Origin of the sequence: Klebsiella sp. CB_Kp196, from assembly GCF_040061575.1 — a bacterium.
GTDB lineage: Bacteria > Pseudomonadota > Gammaproteobacteria > Enterobacterales > Enterobacteriaceae > Klebsiella > Klebsiella michiganensis.
The window spans coordinates 67,921-86,693 of record NZ_JBEAFH010000004.1 but is presented as its reverse complement, the minus strand read 5'-3'; the positions used below and the strand labels follow the sequence as shown (position 1 = coordinate 86,693).

At 57.9% G+C, this 18,773-nt stretch carries 17 protein-coding genes; 5 read left to right on the top strand and 12 right to left on the bottom strand.

What is annotated here, in order from left to right; genetic code table 11:
- Nucleotides 1–12: 12 nt before the first annotated feature.
- From ABLU87_RS02830 to ABLU87_RS02810, 5 genes are all read right to left on the bottom strand, one after another.
- Nucleotides 13–483 carry a PTS sugar transporter subunit IIB gene (locus ABLU87_RS02830; RefSeq protein WP_014837345.1) on the bottom strand — a complete coding sequence of 157 codons (471 nt, stop codon included), beginning with the start codon at nucleotides 481–483 and terminating at the stop codon, nucleotides 13–15.
- A gap of 14 nt (nucleotides 484–497) precedes the next feature.
- On the bottom strand, nucleotides 498–920 hold the full coding sequence (locus ABLU87_RS02825) for a PTS sugar transporter subunit IIA (protein ID WP_025106882.1): 423 nt from the start codon (nucleotides 918–920) through the stop codon (nucleotides 498–500).
- A 99-nt stretch (nucleotides 921–1,019) separates the two neighbouring features.
- A complete protein-coding gene (locus ABLU87_RS02820) occupies nucleotides 1,020–3,785 on the bottom strand; it encodes a sigma-54-dependent transcriptional regulator (protein ID WP_049083206.1) in 2,766 nt (921 codons plus the stop codon).
- 343 nt (nucleotides 3,786–4,128) lie between these two features.
- The gene (locus ABLU87_RS02815) at nucleotides 4,129–5,574 is read right to left on the bottom strand and encodes a tagaturonate reductase (RefSeq protein WP_064375503.1); all 1,446 of its coding nucleotides are present in this window, start codon (nucleotides 5,572–5,574) and stop codon (nucleotides 4,129–4,131) included.
- An 11-nt stretch (nucleotides 5,575–5,585) separates the two neighbouring features.
- On the bottom strand, nucleotides 5,586–6,608 hold the full coding sequence (locus ABLU87_RS02810) for a zinc-binding alcohol dehydrogenase family protein (protein WP_025106885.1): 1,023 nt from the start codon (nucleotides 6,606–6,608) through the stop codon (nucleotides 5,586–5,588).
- A 139-nt stretch (nucleotides 6,609–6,747) separates the two neighbouring features.
- Here ABLU87_RS02810 and ABLU87_RS02805 point away from each other — a divergent pair, with 139 nt between their 5' ends.
- On the top strand, nucleotides 6,748–7,662 hold the full coding sequence (locus ABLU87_RS02805; RefSeq protein ID WP_025106886.1) for a GntR family transcriptional regulator: 915 nt from the start codon (nucleotides 6,748–6,750) through the stop codon (nucleotides 7,660–7,662).
- 179 nt (nucleotides 7,663–7,841) lie between these two features.
- Nucleotides 7,842–9,203 carry an MFS transporter gene (locus ABLU87_RS02800; protein WP_196942124.1) on the top strand — a complete coding sequence of 454 codons (1,362 nt, stop codon included), beginning with the start codon at nucleotides 7,842–7,844 and terminating at the stop codon, nucleotides 9,201–9,203.
- Nucleotides 9,204–9,206: 3 nt separating this feature from the next.
- Here ABLU87_RS02800 and ABLU87_RS02795 read toward each other — a convergent pair whose 3' ends face one another.
- On the bottom strand, nucleotides 9,207–10,043 hold the full coding sequence (locus tag ABLU87_RS02795) for a GNAT family N-acetyltransferase (RefSeq protein WP_348865965.1): 837 nt from the start codon (nucleotides 10,041–10,043) through the stop codon (nucleotides 9,207–9,209).
- 32 nt (nucleotides 10,044–10,075) lie between these two features.
- On the opposite strand from ABLU87_RS02795, the gene ABLU87_RS02790 reads away from it, so the two are divergent.
- Nucleotides 10,076–10,609, top strand: a complete 534-nt coding sequence (locus ABLU87_RS02790) for a GNAT family N-acetyltransferase (protein WP_029946908.1) — start codon at nucleotides 10,076–10,078, stop codon at nucleotides 10,607–10,609.
- Between the two features lie 70 nt (nucleotides 10,610–10,679).
- Entirely contained in the window at nucleotides 10,680–11,543 is an 864-nt protein-coding gene (locus ABLU87_RS02785) for a MurR/RpiR family transcriptional regulator (protein ID WP_014227796.1), read from the top strand.
- On the opposite strand, the gene ABLU87_RS02780 is transcribed toward ABLU87_RS02785, so the two are convergent.
- From ABLU87_RS02780 to ABLU87_RS02760, 5 genes are all read right to left on the bottom strand, one after another.
- Nucleotides 11,540–12,142 (bottom strand): 2-dehydro-3-deoxy-6-phosphogalactonate aldolase, encoded by a 603-nt coding sequence (locus ABLU87_RS02780; protein WP_048262633.1) that lies wholly within the window; start codon nucleotides 12,140–12,142, stop codon nucleotides 11,540–11,542. The two genes, ABLU87_RS02785 and ABLU87_RS02780, sit on opposite strands and share 4 nt — an antisense overlap.
- Nucleotides 12,129–13,001 (bottom strand): 2-dehydro-3-deoxygalactonokinase, encoded by an 873-nt coding sequence (locus ABLU87_RS02775; RefSeq protein WP_122117445.1) that lies wholly within the window; start codon nucleotides 12,999–13,001, stop codon nucleotides 12,129–12,131. The genes ABLU87_RS02780 and ABLU87_RS02775 overlap by 14 nt, the downstream gene beginning before the upstream one ends.
- Nucleotides 13,002–13,011: 10 nt before the next feature.
- Complete coding sequence (locus tag ABLU87_RS02770; protein ID WP_064406246.1) at nucleotides 13,012–14,499, bottom strand: sodium:solute symporter family protein; 1,488 nt, start codon at nucleotides 14,497–14,499, stop codon at nucleotides 13,012–13,014.
- A 184-nt stretch (nucleotides 14,500–14,683) separates the two neighbouring features.
- A complete protein-coding gene (locus ABLU87_RS02765; protein WP_004098320.1) occupies nucleotides 14,684–15,076 on the bottom strand; it encodes a RidA family protein in 393 nt (130 codons plus the stop codon).
- A gap of 10 nt (nucleotides 15,077–15,086) precedes the next feature.
- Nucleotides 15,087–16,526 carry a D-aminoacylase gene (locus tag ABLU87_RS02760; protein ID WP_122117444.1) on the bottom strand — a complete coding sequence of 480 codons (1,440 nt, stop codon included), beginning with the start codon at nucleotides 16,524–16,526 and terminating at the stop codon, nucleotides 15,087–15,089.
- Between the two features lie 201 nt (nucleotides 16,527–16,727).
- Here ABLU87_RS02760 and ABLU87_RS02755 point away from each other — a divergent pair, with 201 nt between their 5' ends.
- The gene (locus ABLU87_RS02755; protein WP_014227791.1) at nucleotides 16,728–17,942 is read left to right on the top strand and encodes an amino acid deaminase; all 1,215 of its coding nucleotides are present in this window, start codon (nucleotides 16,728–16,730) and stop codon (nucleotides 17,940–17,942) included.
- A gap of 121 nt (nucleotides 17,943–18,063) precedes the next feature.
- On the opposite strand, the gene hpaR is transcribed toward ABLU87_RS02755, so the two are convergent.
- The gene (gene hpaR, locus ABLU87_RS02750) at nucleotides 18,064–18,501 is read right to left on the bottom strand and encodes a homoprotocatechuate degradation operon regulator HpaR (RefSeq protein WP_014227790.1); all 438 of its coding nucleotides are present in this window, start codon (nucleotides 18,499–18,501) and stop codon (nucleotides 18,064–18,066) included.
- Nucleotides 18,502–18,773: the final 272 nt, after the last annotated feature.

The following is an 18,773-nucleotide window of genomic DNA, read 5'->3' as shown; positions in this document are numbered from 1 at the left end:
TCCTCCGCGGAGTTAAACGCATTGCGCAAAAAGCTGTTTGCGATCGTTAGGGACCTGGCGGATCTCAACTTCGACGCCTTTCCCGACCAGCTGCTGCAGTTGTTCAATTTCTTCCGGCAGTAAATTAATCGCCTTAGAAATATTTTTACTGCCCGCTTTGGCTTTTATTCCGCCGAGATTAATACTTTTTATCCCCTCGACGGCGCTGGCAATCCGCCAGGCGTCATTGACCGATTCCACGACGATAAAAAGATGATATTTATCCGTCACGCCGCTTTTTATCGATTCGATAGCGTCGTTAATATTTTTAATCACCAGTTTTACCGAAGGCGGTTTAGCGAGCTTAATTGTGGTTTTCCGCAGCTCATCTTCAGGGACATTATCGTTGGCGATTAAAATGCAATCGGCGCCGACATACTGGGTCCAGGAAAAGGCCACCTGGCCGTGAAGTAATCGATGGTCAACCCTTAATAGCGTAATCATGGTGTTCCCTCATTTCAGAAGTCTTTATCAATAGTCATCGCACTGGCAATCGTCTGATTGCAGTACTGAATGCTCTCTTTGGCGCTTGTTAATGCTTCAGAAATTAATTTCTCGGTATTTTCTTCGCCTGCGGAAATAAGTAAATCAATAATCAGCGGCAGGTTTAAACCGGACAATAAATGAAAATTAGGGCGCGATAAAAAACGCACAAACTCATTATTGACGCTACCGGCGAAAATATCCGTAATGACAATCAGCTCATCCTGGGTGGGGAAACGCGCCAGCAGCGTCTCCACCTGCTGCGTCAGATCGGCCTCCTCTTCGACGTAGGCGCAGAGAGTATAAATATCCGGCTGCTTACCGAGGATCAGCTCCACGGAGTTCAGCAAACCGTTAGCAAAGGTGCCATGGCTGGCAAAAATATAGTGTCGTTTCATCCTTACCTCGAAAGCGCATTCCACTGCTTTCTTAATTGCAACCGGCGTGCCAGAAACAGTGGCGTGCCGGTTAGCGCAAGGACGAACCGATGAAGAGTCTTAAAACTCTTGATCTTCCTGAATAAATTCCGTTTCTCGCGTCAGGATATCGTGAATGTAATACAGCTCAACGGCGGGGATTTTGACACTATATCCGTTCTCAATGACACTAAAGGCCTCGCGCAGAATAACCAGCTCGCTCTCCGGACACTGTTTGCCGGAATAATGGGATGGCGAAGCGTTACGGATCAGGCGTTCTATCAGACAGCTGATATGCACGTACAGCGCCACCTTGCGATCGTTAGGCACATCGCAGCCGGCCAGATGCTCATAGCGCAGTAAAAACTGCTCGACCTGATTGATCACTTTACCGGTATCGAGGATCGTCACCGACTCGATCACCCGGCGCAGCGAGAAATTTTTCAGGATCAGGTTATTGATCTCGCTGACCTGCTCAGCGGAGGCCAGTTCGCCGAAGATACGCATCAGCGGGCGGCTTCCTTCGCCGGAAATCAGCGAATCCAGCGAGATCCACGGCAGATCGGCGAGATGCGGATCGAGGGTGCCGACGATCGCCAGCACCTCATAGCGGCTGAGCATCGGCGCCCGCCGCGCGGGATCGGCGAGGGTTTCCACATCGCATGCCACAATATCGATGCCGAGCGTCTCAGGAATGCTGGCTTTTAACAGCGCCGACAGATTCGCCGCCGCCCCCAGACCGGTGGCGCAGGTTGTAAGAATCGCCCGCGGTTTGTCCGTTTGCGGGTAATAGAGCTGATGCTCAACCGCGAGGTCATTGCCTATCTCCCGGACGATATCTTCCAGCATATCGCCCTGCAAAACCCGCTCCCCGACGTACATCGCCATCCCGGTCGAGACGTTATTAATAATCGCCATCGGCGTGGACAGCCGGCGGTTGAAGTGGCTGTGAATGGCGTTCAGCGATCCCATGTCGACCAGGATGATCAGCCCGGAGGCCAGCGCGTGGCTCTCAATCCAGGCCATCACCTGATCGGCGATAGCCTCCGGCGTCACGTCGAGCGGCATATCGAATGACTCAAACAGCTGGCTTTTCAGCAACCGATTCGCCACGTTGGCGATGCTGCTGGCGGTGGCGTAACCGTGGGCGAGGATAACTGCCCGGATCACCTGCTGCTGGCTAATGGCGCCATTTTTCTGTAACCACAGCACCAGCAGCAGCAGGTCAATGCGTCGGGGTTCAATATCCAGCTTCAGCGCCAGCGCGGCGAGGATCTCTTCACAAAAGCGATACAGCAGCGGGTATTTCTGCGCCAGGAAATCCTCCAGCTGGCGGCTTTTCTCATTGCTCATCGTCGACTGCGCCTGGCGAGAACGATGAATCAGGTAGTGGCTCAGGGCGTAGATACAGTTGCCGTTAAACTGAATATTGAAGCGCTTTTCAAGGCGATAAAACTCCTCCCGCACCTGATGGGTTATCAGCAGCAGCAGATGCGAGCTGTTGGCATCATGATTATCGAAAATCAGCCGATCGAAGAGGGTTTCCATTTCCTCGCCCATGCTTTTTTGCGCCTCTTCCCAGACCGTTTTTTTACTCAGCACCGCCTCATACAGCGCGAGAACGCGGCACTGAGCATCATAGATCAGCCCCTGAACCGGGTCGCGCGCGCGCAGCAGCCAGACCAGGCTGGTCTGCGGTTCAATAAGCAGCGGCTCCTGCTGGCCCATCGGTTCGCTAAGCGCCGGCGTCGCGGCCATGATATTTTCCGGCAGATCGTGCAGCGTGACGTTTAGCCTCTCGCTGCCCGGAGACCTGGCCCACGCCGACGCGACGGCGTACTTGACGACATTCTTCAGCTCACCGACGTTGCCGCGATAAACGTAGTGCGTCAGCACCTGTAAAAGCCGGGGCGTCAGCTGCAGCCGGGCGGACAGCGTGCGGGCCTCCTGCCAGAAAAACTGCAGCGTTAACGCTTCTTTCTCGCCGCGGCTGCGGTTTTGTAAATCAGGCAGGCTAATGAGGATCGGGATACGACGAATAAAGGTGGTCAGAAACGTGCTGTGAATATCTTCGGTGGTGGCAAACACCAGCCGCAGCGAAATCGGCATCCCCTGCGCCGTCTCTCCCACCCGATAGATCTCTTTGCGGTCCAGCCAGGTGAAGAGCTTCTCCTGGCCCTGCGCATCGAGGCGGTGGACTTCATCGAGAAACAGCACGCCGCCGTTTGCCGCTTCAAACGCCCCGGCCTTATCGCCCTGCGCGCCGGTAAACGCGCCTTTGACGTAGCCAAACAGGTTGGCGGCCAGCAGCTCCGGGTTGCTGGCGTACTGGGCGCAGTTGAAGCAGACAAAGGGCGCATCGGGCGCCAGCAGTCCCTGGGCGATAGCAAACTCGTGCATCAGCTCCGCCATATAGCTTTTGCCGGTTCCGCTGTCGCCGACGATCAGCAGCGGCAGCCCGCCGTTGGGATAAAACAGCGCGGTTTTCATCTGTTCGATAGGCTTGCGCAGGCTACCGTCATGGCCGGTAAGCAATGAAAAATGATCCGCCTGTTCCGGCTGCCGGTCGCTCTCCGCGAGCAGCTCCGCCATACTGGCGTACTCGCTGCGGGAAAGGGGGAAAAACTGCTGGCAGAAGGCGGCCTTATGCAGGAAATAGACCGGACGGGTATTAATCTTCACCAGCACATCCTGGGCCACCAGCTGATTCAGATAGTGGCTGGCGGTGTTTCTTTGCATCGCAAAACGCCGGGCCAGGTAGCCGGCGGTGAAGACCTCGCTCAGGTTATCCGGATCAAAAAAATCGGTCTGATTTTGCAGAAAAGCCAACAGTTCCGTTTTACGCATCGCATCCCCCATCAATGCCATCATAGGTACTTAGAGCCTCTTCCAGTAGGCGTTATTGGCGCAGGCAGTTTGAACACGGCCAGCGCGGAAGAACCGGAGCGTACACGTAGTACGTGAGGATTATTCGCTACGCTCCCCCTCCAGGCCGCCCTGAGGGCGTTCAAAACTCTGCGAGTTTTGTCTGAGCACTGCCCAGGTTCAAAATGGCAAGCAAAATAGCCCTAATGGGATAGGCTCTTATGATGCGGGAAATCCACCAACCGTTGGCGCTTAATTTATTTTTTGCGGTTCAGAGCACAAAAAAAACGGCGCCCAAATCCGCGGGCGCCGCACAACAAACCGACTACAGCCGCCTCAGGGCCTCCCGCATCCCCGCGCTCAAAATGACTTCCAGATACCGCGTGACCTGTTCGGCAAGCCCCGGTATTGCCGTCAGATCTTCACCCCAGTGCCCGGTATCCTGCAGGACTTCGGTGACCAGTTCATGCAGCGGGCGGCCTTGCGCCACCTGCGCCCATCCTGCGGCAAAACGGCTTAGCCAGACATCATCATCCTGCAGCGGATACGCCTGCCCGTCGCGCTGCCCGCGATAGAAGGCGATGAGCGCCGCCAGGGCGAACGTTAGCCGCGGCGGGATTGCGCCGTGCTGGCGGATATGCGTCAGCAGCTGCGGCAGGATCCGGGTGCGAAATTTGGTCATGCCGTTCAGGGCGATAGAGAGCAGCTGATGGCGAATCCAGGGATTAAGAAAGCGCCCGGTCACGGCATCGGCAAACTGCCTCAGCTCATCGGCCGGTAAATCCAGCGCCGGAATAATCTCCTCGTCGATAGTTTGCTGCACATAATGGCGAATGGCTTCGTCCTGCATCGCTTCGCCAACGGTATCGACGCCGCACAGCCACGCCACCGGCACCAGCGCGGTGTGCGCGCCGTTAAGAATGGCGACTTTGCGCTCTTTATAGGGCCGGATATCCTCTACGAGACGGATATTGAGCGGGTAACGTTCGAGCCGCAGCGTCTTCGCCAGCGCCTGCGGCCCCTGGATAACGAACAGCCAGAAGTATTCGGCGGTATCCAGGAAAGCATCATGGTAGCCCAGCTCCGCTTCGAGCTTTTCCGCTTCCTCGCGCGGGTAGCCGGTGACGATGCGATCAACCAGCGTTGAACAAAACGTATTGGCGGTCTCAACCCAGTCGCGAAAAGCCGCGGGCAATTGCCACTCTTCGGCATAGCGCAGCACCAGCGCCTTCAGCGCTTCGCCGTTGTAGTCGATCAGCTCACACGGAATCATCGTCCATCCCTTATCCGCTGCGCCGTTGAAATGGCGGAACCGTTCGAACAGCAACTGGGTCAGCTTCGCCGGAAAGCTGACCGGCGGCTTATCGTCAGGCCGGTCTCCGGCGTGATAGCTGATGCCCGCTTCGGTGGTATTTGAAAATACGAACGCGATCGCCGGATTACGAGCCAGCGCCAGATAGCCGGCAAAATCCTGCCACGGGTTGATCTCGTTATTCACCGATCGAATAATCCGCGCCTCGCTCACCGCCTCGCCGCGTTCGTCCAGCCCGCGGATCGCCGTGGTGTAGAGTCCGTCCTGGATATTAAGCGACGGCGGAAACTCGGTGTTGATCGGGCGAATGATGGTCACGCCTGCCGCCAGATCGGTTTGCTCATTCAGCAGGTCCAGCTGCCAGTCGATAAACGCCCGCAGGAAGTTGCCTTCGCCGAACTGAATCACGCGCGTCGGGTACCGCGGCCCGGGAAAATCTTTTCTGTTTAACGATTTCATAGCCTTTCCTGCTAAAAATGAATGACGCCTTTGATAAGCTGGCGATTGTTAATCACGTCGTTTTCGTAAATCTCAGCCAGCGACCTGAAATCGTAGCGGTGGGTCAGCATCATCCCGGCGGTCACTTTCCCCTCGGCCATCAGCCGCCCGACTTTGGCAAAATCCTCTTCCGTCGCATTACGGCTGCCCATCATGGTCGTCTCTTTCTTATGAAACTCCGGGTCCGGGATCTGCAGCTCACCTTTAAACAGGCCAACAAAGATGATGCTGCCGCCGTGGCGGATTAAATTCACCGTATTGTTCATCGCCTGCTGATTCCCCGTGGCGTCGATCACCTTCTGCGCCAGCGAACCACCAAACGCGGCACACAGCCGTTCGGTGAACTGCGGGTCGGAAGGGTCGAGCGTGGCCAGACCAAGGTGCTGCGCCACGTGGTCGCGCCGCGCCGGGCTGGTATCCGCCACCACCACCTGCGCCCCGTCGGCTTTGGCGATCGCCGCCGCCCCGAGACCAATGGGGCCCGCGCCGACCACCAGCACCTGCTCTCCCGGCTGGATAGCGGCGCGACGCACCGCGTGGGCGCTGATGGCAAAAGGCTCAATCAGCGCCGCGGCTTCCGGCTCGACGTCATCCACCACCAGCAGATTTTTTACCGGCACGCAGAGGTACTCGCTAAACCCGCCGTCCCGATGTACGCCGATCACGGAAATTTTCTCGCAGCAGTTTGTCCGGCCGCTCAGGCAGGCCGGACACTGACCGCAGGCGACGTAGGGTATGACGGCAACCTGCTGTCCGCTTTTCAGATTAAGAATATTTTTACCCAGACCGATAATCTCACCGCATATTTCATGACCGAGTACGCGCGGATAGCTAAAAAAAGGTTGATTCCCTCCCCAGGCATGAATATCCGTACCACAAATCCCCACCGTTTTTATTTTAATAAGTACTTCATCATCGCCGGGAATGGGAATCTGGCGTTTTTCCCAGCGCAATATTTTGGGTTCCTGACACACTAATGTATTCATCGACGTCATAATAATTTCCTCCGTATTTGTTTGTTTAGATATCGATGAAAAACAGAGGTGAGAATAAATTCATTGCAAAAACTGTGAAATCTCACGCACAAAACTGTTTTAAATCCGGCTTTAATAGCTAAAAAAATGGAGATGCATAATGAGCCGCTCGCAAAATCTTCGTCACAACGTCATTAACCAGGTCATTAACGATATGGCGCGCGGCTTTCTTCCGTCGCCGCTGCCCTCACAAAGCGCGCTGGCGGAGATGTACAACATCAGCCGCACCACCGTGCGCCATATCCTCAGCCACCTGTGCGAGCGCGGCGTGCTGCGCCAGAGCGGTCAGGACTACCAGATCCTTCGCCAGCCGGAGATGCAGGACGGCTTCGATGGCTCCAGCGCCTCGCTGGCCGAACAGAACCGTCTCTTCGAGCAGGCGTTTTACACCATGATTAACCAGCGCCAGCTGCGCGCCGGAGAGATATTTTCCGAGCTACAGCTGGCGCGTGCTGCCGGCGTCAGCCCGGTCGTGGTCAGGGAGTTTTTGTTGAAATTCAGCCGCTACAACCTGATTGAAAGCGAAAAGCGCGGCCAGTGGAATATGAAGAAGTTTGAGCAATCCTGGGCCGAGCAGCTGTTCGAACTGCGGGAAATGCTGGAAACCCACGCGCTACAGCACTTCCTCAACCTCCCGGACAACGACGCCCGCTGGCTGCAGGCGAAAACCCTGCTTGAGCGCCATCGCGCCCTGCGTGACAGCATCGGCGACAGCTTTCGTATGTTTTCCCAGCTCGATCGCGACTTTCATTCTCTGCTCCTGTCCGCGGCTGAGAATATATTTTTTAATCAATCACTTGAGATTATTTCCGTGATTTTTCACTTTCACTATCAGTGGGATGAGAGCGACCTTAAACAGCGCAATATCATCGCCATTGATGAACATATGACTATCCTGAGCGCGCTCATCTGCCGCAGCGATCTGGACGCCAACCTGGCGCTGCGTAACCACCTGAACTCGGCGAAGCAATCAATGATTAACTCGCTCAGGCAGAGCGAATCCCTGGCTTATTAAGTACCGATTAAAAACAGAAAATGATAATCAGCAGCACAGATCTCAAAACATAAACCAGCGCCAGAAAAAAGGTTATTTATGCTGAAAACAAGTCGACTTACTTTACTGTGAAATAGGTGGGTGGGGTTTAAACCATTCGATGTCACTTGTCGTTCAAATAGAATAACCAGGAGTCAGGCGTGGAATCACGAAATATCACTATCGACCCGCAGACAACCTTTGATAAAGGAAAGGCGGAGACGATGACTGTTCCGTTAGATAATACGTTAACGCGTAGTACTCGCATTAAAAAAATTCAGACAACGGCAATGATCCTGTTATTTCTGGCGGCGGTGATTAATTACCTCGACAGAAGTTCATTGTCCGTCGCGAACTTAACGATTCGCGAGGAGCTGGGGCTCAGCGCCACCGAAATCGGGGCGCTGCTGTCCGTTTTCTCGCTGGCCTACGGCATCGCCCAGCTCCCCTGCGGGCCGCTGCTGGACCGTAAAGGTCCGCGCATCATGCTGGGGCTGGGGATGTTTTTCTGGTCGCTGTTTCAGGCGGTCTCGGGGATGGTGCACAGCTTTACCCAGTTCGTGCTGGTGCGTATCGGCATGGGGATCGGCGAAGCGCCGATGAACCCCTGCGGCGTCAAGGTGATCAACGACTGGTTTAATATCAAAGAGCGCGGCCGCCCGATGGGCTTCTTTAACGCCGCCTCGACGATTGGCGTCGCGATCAGCCCGCCTATCCTTGCCGCCATGATGCTGATGATGGGCTGGCGCGGGATGTTTATCACCATCGGCGTGCTGGGGATCTTCGTCGCTATCGGCTGGTATATGCTCTATCGCAACCGGGAAGATATCTCTCTCACCGCCGATGAGCAGGCCTACCTTAACGCCGGAAGCGTCAACGTTCGCCGCGACCCGCTGAGCTTTTCCGAATGGCGCAGCCTGTTTAAAAACAAAACCATGTGGGGAATGATGCTGGGCTTCAGCGGCATCAACTATACCGCGTGGCTGTATCTGGCCTGGCTGCCGGGCTACCTGCAAACGGCGTATAGCCTCGATCTGAAAAGTACCGGTTTTATGGCCGCCATTCCGTTCCTGTTCGGCGCCGCCGGTATGCTTATCAACGGCTACGTCACCGACTGGCTGGTTAAAGGCGGCATGGCGCCGATCAAAAGCCGTAAAATTTGCATTATTGCCGGGATGTTCTGCTCCGCCGCGTTTACGTTAATTGTGCCGCAGGCCACTACCTCTATCGCCGCGGTGCTGTTAATCGGTATGGCGCTGTTCTGCATCCACTTTGCCGGCACCTCCTGCTGGGGGTTGATTCACGTCGCGGTGGCCTCGAGAATGACCGCGTCCGTCGGCAGCATCCAGAACTTCGCCAGCTTTATCTGCGCCTCCTTCGCGCCGGTGGTGACCGGGTTTATCGTCGATACCACCCACTCATTCCAGCTGGCGCTGATTATCTGCGGCTGCGTGACCGCCCTCGGCGCGCTGGCCTATATTTTCATGGTTCGTCAGCCGATTAGCGACCCGCGTAACGGCTGAATCTCAACGCCCTGCTGGCGGCGGGGCGCTCAACGTTGCGCTCATTTCATACTGTTTTAATGCCATGGGCGTATAGCCGGCGGCGTGAAACAGCGGCGTAAAGCGCTCCGGGATGGTCACCGAGGTCCCGAGCCCCGGAAAGCGTTTGGCGAGCTCCATCAGCATTTCCCGTCCCAGCCCGCGCCCGCGGGCGGCGGGATCGACCCATAAAAACTGCAGCTGCGGCCTGCTGGTTAAGGTCGCCAGCACGGCGAAAGCCTGTTGATGTAGGCTCAGCGCCCGGCACGGCAGGGTGCTGAAGGTGAGCGGGTCCATCAGCCACGGCAGCTGGCCGTTAATCTCGGCGCCGGCCCTGCGCGTCAGCGCCAGCACGTCATACTCCTGCAATACGGATGACTCCTCGCTCGCGGCCTGCGCGCTCAGATAGCCGCACAGCCCGTGCCGCACCTCGAAGCCCAGCGATTGATACAGCGCCACCGCGGCGTGGTTGTCGCGGATAACCTCCAGCCACATCCGCCGTACGCCCTGCTCGCGCAGCGCGTCGATAAGCGGCGACATCAGCCGGCGGCCAACGCCCTTTCCGCGATACGCAGGCCGCACCGCGAACGCCGCCAGCCTGGCTTCATCGCCGCGTCGGACGACGACCGCCATCGCCGCGGGGACATCTCCATCCAGCCAGACGCAGGAATCCAGCAGGCTCAGCCCTTCGGCGCTAAAACGCTGGACAAAAACCTCTACCGATAGCGTGACGGGAACCAGGTAATCTTCGAAACAGTCGCAAAGGATCGTCGTCAGCTGCGCGACGCTGAACTGGGTGGCGGAAACGGCGGTAAGCTCCATACATTTCTCCCGGAGGCTGCTATGCTGAGGTGATGAAAACTAACACTATAACCGCCGCCGCGACGTTACGCCTGACTGAGGAGAGAGACATCCCTCTTCTGCCCGCCATTGAGCGCTCGGCGGCCCAGGCTTTTCGCCAGATCCCGGCGCTGGCCTGGCTGGCGGAAAGCGAAGTGATAAGCCCCGAGCGCCACCGGCTGTTTCTTGAAACTGACCACAGCCTGCTGGCCGTGGCCGATGACCAACCGATAGGCTTCCTGCTGAGCGAACCGCTGGACGATGCGCTGTTTATCGTGGAGATCGCCGTTCATCAGGCGTGGCAGGGACGAGGCGTTGGCCGCATGATGCTGGAGCAGGTTATAGAGACAGCCCGCCAGGCGGCGTATCCGGCGGTCACGCTCACCACCTTCCGCGATGTGCCGTGGAACGCGCCGTTTTACACGCGCCTGGGGTTTTCAATGTTAAGCGAGCTAAGGCTACCGGCAGGGCTGGCGGCGAAAAGGGAGCTGGAAACGGAACACGGCCTGCCGCCGGAAACGCGCTGCGCCATGCGCTTAGCGCTGTAGCCTCCGGCGCTGATTTCAGCGGCGGAATATGGTACAAAGTACCATTCAAAACTTACCCGTTGATACCCGTATGTCCTGGTCAATCGATATCATTTCCTGCATTACCGATCGCTTTGTGGAACTCACGGCGACCGAAAAACGCATCGCGCAGTTCATTCTCGATGATGTCGCGGCGGCGGCGGAGCTGCCCATCGCGGAGATGGCGCGCCTGACCCACACCAGCCAGGCCTCGGTCACCCGCTTTGCCCGGGCGCTCGGCTGCAAAGACGTCCGCGAACTGAAGATGAAGCTCGCGCAATCCCTGGCGGTCGGGCAGCGATTTATCCTCGATGTTCCGGACCTTGAGGGCGTGCAGGGGATCTACGAGTCGATCATCGGCGTGCTGGAAACCAACCGCCGGGCGCTGGACATTGAAGCGCTGAAGCGCGCGGTGAGCTGGCTGAGCGACGCGCGGCAGATCCTGGCCCTCGGGATGGGCGGCGGCTCCACCATCTGCGCCCAGGAGATCCAGTACCGTCTGTTTCGCCTCGGCCTGCCGGTGGTCAGCCAGAACGACGGCCTGCTGGTGCGCATGATGAGCTCGGCGGTGACGCCAAAGGATGTGGTTATCGTGCTGTCGCTGGGCGGCTATACCCAGGAAATTATTGAGAGCGCGGCGATTGCCAGGCAGTACGGCGCAAAGGTCATTGCCATCACCCCCGCCGGAACGCCGCTGGCGGAGCAGGCGGATCTGGTGCTGCCGCTGCTGGTGCGCGAAAACGACTATATCTTCAAGCCCAGCACTTCACGCTATGCGATGCTGGCGATGGTTGACGTGCTGGCCACCGAACTGGCGATGGCCAACAAAACCCAGGCAAAGGGCAGGCTGCGCCGGATTAAGCTGGCGCTCGACAGCCATCGCGGCGGCGTCGACAGGCAGCCGCTGGGCGATTAACCGCTGCGGGCGGCGGCGATAAACCTCTCCGCCTGCTGACGGGTACGCTCCACGGCCTGCCCGGCGCGATACAGATCGCTTCCCAGACCGGCGCCGGCGCATCCCGCCTCGACCCAGCTCTCCAGATTCTCCGGCGTCACGCCGCCGACCGCCAGCACCGGCACCTCCGGCGGCAGCACCGCTTTCAGCGCCCGAATATAGTCCGGGCCGAAGGTGGAAGACGGGAAAATCTTCAGCCACTGCGCCCCGGCGTCCAGCGCGCTAAACGCCTCGGTCGCGGTAGCGCATCCTGCGCAGACCCGCATTCCGCGCGCCACCGCCCGGCGGATGGTCGCCGGCTGAGTATTCGGCGTCACGATAAGCTTCGCCCCGGCATCGGCCAGAAAATCGACCTGCTCCACCTTAAGCACCGTTCCCGCGCCAATCACCGCCTGCTCGCCGAAGCGCGCGGCCATCTGCGGAATGCTCTGCTGCCAGTCCGGTGAATTGAGCGGAATTTCGATATAGCGAAATCCCGCCTTTATCAGCGTCTCAATATGCTCCGCCGCCTCAGCGGGGCGAATACCGCGTAAAATCGCTACCAGTTTAATCTTGTCCATGCATTATCCTCGCCATGCCGCCCAGCAGCGCCTCATCGCCGTTACAGCTGTTAACCGTCATTCCGCGCGCCCTCATCGCCCGGCTGTAGCGGGCATTCAGCGCCGGGTCGCCAACCAGCGTGACGCCGGAGGTACGGTAACGCTGCCCGAGGGTCGCCACCTCCGCGCCAATCAGCAGCCCGGAGAGATAGTCGCTGACCGAGGTTGCCGCCAGCGCCCCGAGTACCCGGGCAGCTCTGGCAACAAACAGTTCGCTAATCAGCGACGGCTGCGCCAGCCCTTTTTCCAGCCCCTGTTCAAACGCCGCCTCGTCCGCCTGCTGGGCCGGCAGCCCTTTGCCGATCAGCGATTGCGTCATCAGCAGATGGTGCAGTTCGCCGGTCATCGCCGTGGCAAAATGACGCACCATGCCGTCCGTCACCTGTACCCATTTGCAGTGGGTGCCCGGCAGCACGTAGCACTCCGCTGGCGCCAGCTCCATAGCCCCCAGCAGCTGCGTCTCTTCGCCGCGCATCACGTTGAACTCCCCGTCCCGGGCAATCTTGAGCCCGGGAATAATCCACACGCCTTCAGCCACGGCGCATCGCTGCTGCCCCGGCGCGTCGATCGCCGCCGGGCAGGCCACATACGGCACCGCTTGCCAGCCCGCATCGCTGCCGATCATCCCGGCCATCAGCACCGGCAGCATTTCGGCGCCGCGCCAGGGGGCCACATGCTCCGCGAATACGTCAGCGGGCGATCGTCCGTTCAGGCGGGTGATGCCCAGCGGCAGCTGCTTCGTTCCGACGCACTGGCCGTTGCGAATCAGCCAGCCGCGCAGCTGGGTAGAGCCCCAGTCGACGGCAATATAGTTTTTGATTCCCATCTGCTTAGCCCCGCGACGTATTGCGTTTGCCAATGGGTAGCGGCGGCGCAGAGGGTCGACTTTCACGTTCGCGGGTGATCGTCTCAAGCGCTTCTTCACGGCTCATGCTGCTGGCCGGCGTCACCAACGTCACCAGCACAGAGGCGACCAGGCTGGTCAGGACCGATGGAATACACGGATTGCCCCAGAAAGCCAGCCAGTCGCTGTCCATCAGCACCACTACCGAGGCTCCTGCCCCACCGGCCAGCGCGGCAACCGCGCCCTGCCAGTTAAAGCGAATCCAGAAGCGGCCAAGCATGGTACAGATAAACATCCCCGACATGATCATCGAGATCATTTTGGTGATATAGCTGATGATGTCGTTGGAGGTCAGTGCGAACAGCAGCGCCAGGGCGATAACCAGCACGAGGAACATCCGGGACAGGCGAATCGCTTTTTCCGGCGCAGGCATATGTCCTGTCGTCAGGGTATAGAGGTCGCGAAGCATAATAGAGACCGCAGCAATGGCATCAGAGCTACCTGAAGACATATTGGCCGACATGCCGGCAATCAGAATCGCCATCGCCAGTACCGGTGGCAGCACCTGCGTGGCAAACAAGAAGGCGAAACCGCTATTTTCCAGATTGGCATTCATTGTCCACACCGCCATACCGATAATCGCCGGCAGGAAGGAGAAGCCGAGATACAGCAGACCCGTGATGGTGAAGGACTGACGTACCGAGGAGACGGTCTTCGCCGAATAGATTCGCTGGCGATAAGAAGGTGTCGCCAGCACGCCGACGCCAATCACCATCGCCAGGGAGAACGCGGGGAGTATGCCCAGCTTATCAACGGCAAATAAACTTTGTGCCGCCGGATCAACCGTCTGCTGAATATGGCTCCAGCCGCCGACGTGATGTACCGCCAGAATCGCCATCAGGATAAAACCGACGAACAGAACAATCGACTGAATAGTATCGATCCAGACGACCGCAGAGTAACCGCCGATACCGACATACACCACAAAGGCCAGCGCAATAATAATTTTGGCCATATTAATATCGATACCGCTGGCCCAAGCGAGATACAGACCGCCACCTAAAATATGCGCACCGAGCCACCCGATAGAGGCAATAAAAATAAGAATAGCGACCAGGTTTTTAATAATCTTACTGCCGCCGGTGTAATAAGACATTTCTTCGCTCATGGTCATGAAGCGAAATTTACGCACCGGCGCAAATAGCCACGCCACCAGCAGGATACCGATCGCACCGCCAAGGCCATATAGCATCCCCGCCCAGCCGTTAGTGTAGCCAAACCCGACGGCACCGACGCTGGAGCCGGTGCCCACCATGGTACCGACGGTTGATCCCAGAGTCAGAATCATCGGCAGTGAACGACCACCCAGTAAAAAATCTTCGCCGGTTTTTTGCTTACGCGATACATACCAACCTAACGTAATCATCGCGCAGGCATAAATCGAAAACCAAATCAGAAATGACATATTATTCATTGCTCACATCCAGACGTAATAAATAATACTCGTACTGCTGAATATTATAAGTTGATAGAAACAATGCCTGAAAAAAGGCAAAGAGACACCGCTGGCGTCATTCTGTTTATTCAGTCTGGCGCCAATATCACATTTTTTCTTATTCCCCTCCGGGCGGAGGGGATGCCATTTTTCGCGCTCGGATTTACACGCGAGCCGCGTTATAACAGGTCACATCTACTTCGACTTTACAATCCACCACCAGGTCCGCGACGCAGCAGATACGGGCGGGCGGGTTGTCGCCAAAGAACTCGCGGAACACTTTATTGAAAGACTGGAAATAGCGCGCATCGGTGAGGATCACCTTGACGTGCACCACGTCGGCCAGGGTGTAGCCCGCTTCGGTCATGATATCCACGCAGTTCTGAATCGCCAGACGCGCCTGGTCGACAATTCCGCCTTCCACCACTTCACCGTCCTTCATCGGCGTCTGGCCGGAAACGTACAGCCAGCCCCCCGCCTCCACCGCGCGCGCGAACGGCAGATGCTGCCCGCCGGTGCCGGTACCGCCTTCTACGCCATAACGTTTAATACTCATTTTGCACTCCTTAGTTCATTTGGCGGCGCAGGAAACGCCCCGCGCGCCCGATAATCTTTTTGTCGCTGCCGTAGCTCATCACGCCGTTGACCATCACCGCCTCGATCCCCTCCGCCGGTTGTTTCGGGTCGGAGAAGCTGGCGACATCGCGCACCGTCTGCGGATCGAACAGCACCAGATCGGCAAAGTAGCCCACTTTCACCAACCCACGATCCGCCAGCTGGAAACGCGCCGCCGACAGCCCGGTCATTTTGTGGATAGCTGTGGTCAGCGGAAACAGCCGTTCATCGCGGCAGTAGTGGCCCAGGACTCGCGGGAACGCGCCCCACAGCCGCGGATGCGGCATCGGGTCGTTCGGCAGACCGTCGGAGCCGATCATGGTCACCGGGTAACGCAGCACCCGCCGCACGTCCTGCTCGTCCATGTTGTAGTAGATGGCGCCTGCGGGCCTCAGCCGCGCCGCCGCCTCGTGCAGGCTAACCTGCCAGCCGTCGGCAATCTGCCGCAGGGTTTTCCCGGCCTGCTCGGGCTGCGCTTCCGACCAGGTGATGACGATATCGAACTCATCGGTCACCTGCTTCATATCCAGCGTCGATGAGCTGGCGGAGTAGGGATAGCAGTCGCAGGCAATCTCCTGGCGCTGGCGCATCTCATCGAAGAAGGCCAGCGTCTCGCGGGTGCGGCCCCAGTTTTTCGCGCCGGCGCACTTATGATGCGAGACCACCACCGGCACGTTGCCGTGGCGGCCAATGCGGAACGCCTCGTCGAGCGCCTCCAGAATCGGCTCGAACTCAGAACGCAGGTGGGTGGTATAAATTCCCCCCTCCGCCGCCAGCTCCTCGGCCAGCGCCATCACCTCTTCGGTGGTGGACTGAAACGCGCTGGCGTAGGCTAGCCCGCTGCTCAGACCCAGCGCCCCCTGGCGCAGCGCGTCGCGCAGCTGCACCCGCATTCCGGCGATCTCGGTGTCCGTCGCCGGACGGAACAGATCGTCCATATGGTTATTGCGCAGCGCGGTATGGCCAATCAGCGTGCCGACGTTCAATGACGGCTTCGCCGCCTCCACCGCCTGGGCGTAAGCGTCAACGGTGGGGTAAACAAAGTGCTCCTGCTCGCCCAGCAAGTTCATCGGGTCAGGCACGCCGTCGCGCAGGGTCGCCGTCGCCGCGCTGATCCCGCAGTTGCCGACAATCACCGTCGTCACCCCCTGACTCAGCTTGGGCAAATAGGCTGGCATACGAATGACGTTGATGTCGTCATGGGTATGCACATCGATAAACCCGGGCGCCAGCACGCGCCCCTGCCCGTCAATCACCTGCTCCGCCGGCAGGTTCAGCGCCGGGGCCATATCTACAATCCGATCGCCCTTCACCGCCACGTCGCCGCGAAACTGCGGTCCGCCGCTGCCGTCAATGACCGTGACGTTTTTGAAAAGCCAGTTAACTTTCATCGCAATGACTCCCTTTCAACTCTGTCGACAAGTTAACCATTTACAAGGCGGAAAAACAGTGGAAAACTACGCAAAAACCAGATCAAATTGCGATACTTTTATTCACAAACAATAAAAATCACATATTAAATTTATATTTTTCAATTAATTAAAATTGATACTCAGCTTTATTCCGAGCATAAACCCTAAAAGGATAGTGTTATGAAATACCACTCCGATACGCTTATTCCGCACAAAGCCGCCGTGATGGCCGCTCCGGCAAATCTGCTGGCGGAGGAGGTCTGCCTCCCCGCCGCGCTGCTGAAAAAAACGGCGCTGGAAAATAACATCGCCTGGATGCAGCGCTACGCCGACGCGCGCGGCGTCTCGCTGGCGCCGCACGGTAAAACAACGATGACGCCGTGGATTTTTCAGGCCCAGCAGCGGGCGGGCGCATGGGGAATCGGCGTGGGCAGCGCCTGGCAGGCCAGCGCGGCGATGGCCAGCGGCGTTGAGCGCGTTCTGATGGTCAATCAGCTGGTCGGCAGGGCGAATATGCAGGCGGTATCGCGCCTGAAGGCGCATTACCGGGCGGCGGAGTTTATCTGCTGCATCGATAGCCTCGCCAACGCCCGCGCGCTGTCGGCCTTTTTCAGCGAACGGCGGCAAACGCTGGACGTGCTGATTGAACTGGGCGTGGCCGGCGGGCGCTGCGGCTGCCGCAGCGTTGAGGATGCGCAGGCCCTGGCGGAGGCCGTCGCGGACCTTCCGGGCCTTAAGCTGCGCGGACTTGAGCTGTATGAAGGGGTGTTGCACGGCGACGATCCGCAGCCGCAGGTGGAAGCTCTGCTGCACCAGGCCGCCGATTTGGCCTGCCGGATGGCGCATCTGGTTGAGGGGGAGTTTGTGCTGACCGGCGCCGGTACCGTCTGGTATGACGTGGTGTGCAATATCTGGCTGGCGGCGAAGAAACCGGCGCGGTGCCGGATCGTTATCCGCCCCGGCTGCTATATCACCCACGATCGGGGGATCTACGATATCGCGCAGAAAGCGCTGGCGGCGCGCGATCCGATCGCCTGCGATCTGGGCGGTGATTTAACCTCGGCGCTGGAGCTGATGGCGATGGTCCAGTCGGTGCCGGAAGCGGATCGCGCGGTGGTCAACTTCGGCAAACGCGACTGCGCCTTCGACGCCGGACTGCCGCAGCCGATCGCTCGCTATCGCAACGGCGCGCAGCTGTCTGCGGCGGGGATCGAGAGCGTGGGGATTATGGATCAGCACTGTATGCTGCGCCTCGCGCCGGGCAGCGACGTGCAGGTTGGCGATATTCTGGTGTTCGGCACCTCGCATCCGTGCCTGACGTTTGATAAATGGAAAACCCTGCTGCTGGTGGACGAGCAGTATAACGTGCTGGAAGAGCTCGATACCCTGTTCTGACCGGCCGGGAATTCCCCGGATGGCGGCTGGCGCCTTATCCGGGCTACGGGATGGCACCGGCCCGTAGCCCCGGTAAGCACAGCGCGACCGGGGAAATATTTCTAGCTTCACGGAAGGAAAATTACGCCTCTTCCTCTCCACCCACCCCATTCCCCAGGGCGATAAACTCCTCCAGCAGCGCGGTAAGCTGACGCATTTTTTCGACGGTAAATTGGGCTTCTATCTGGCGATAGGCTTCTTCGACCTGGGCCTGGGCGCTTTCATACAGCTTCAGGCCCGCAGGCGTCAGCGAAACGTACAGCTTGCGCTGATCGTTAACCGGTTTTAAACGCAGCACCAGGCCGTCGCGCTCCATGCGGGTCAGAATACCGGTCAGGCTCGGACGTAAAATACAGGCGCGAAAGGCCAGATCGTGAAAATCCATCGACGGATTTTCGGCGAGGATACGCACGATACGCCACTGCTGCTCGGTCAGATTGTGGCGTTTAACGATGGGCCGAAAGTGGGCCATCGCCGCTTCCCGCGCCTGCAGCAGCGCGATAGTTAACGAATCATGCATCACATACCTCTGAAATAAATCCCCAATCTGTTAATAAGTTAATAATTAGCGCTAATTCCTTATGAAGGCAACCGGTTTCTGCCTCTGAAAAGTACCAGAAGGTACAATAAAATTAATTATCTAATTGATTAACAACAAATAAAAAACATAACTGTAAATTTATTGTTAATCAGATCACAAAACATTCACTTCTGTTTGCCAAACCTTTCCGCAAAGCATAAAAGATGATCATTAACATATTAATGAATTAACTAACTTCCTAATTCCGTAGC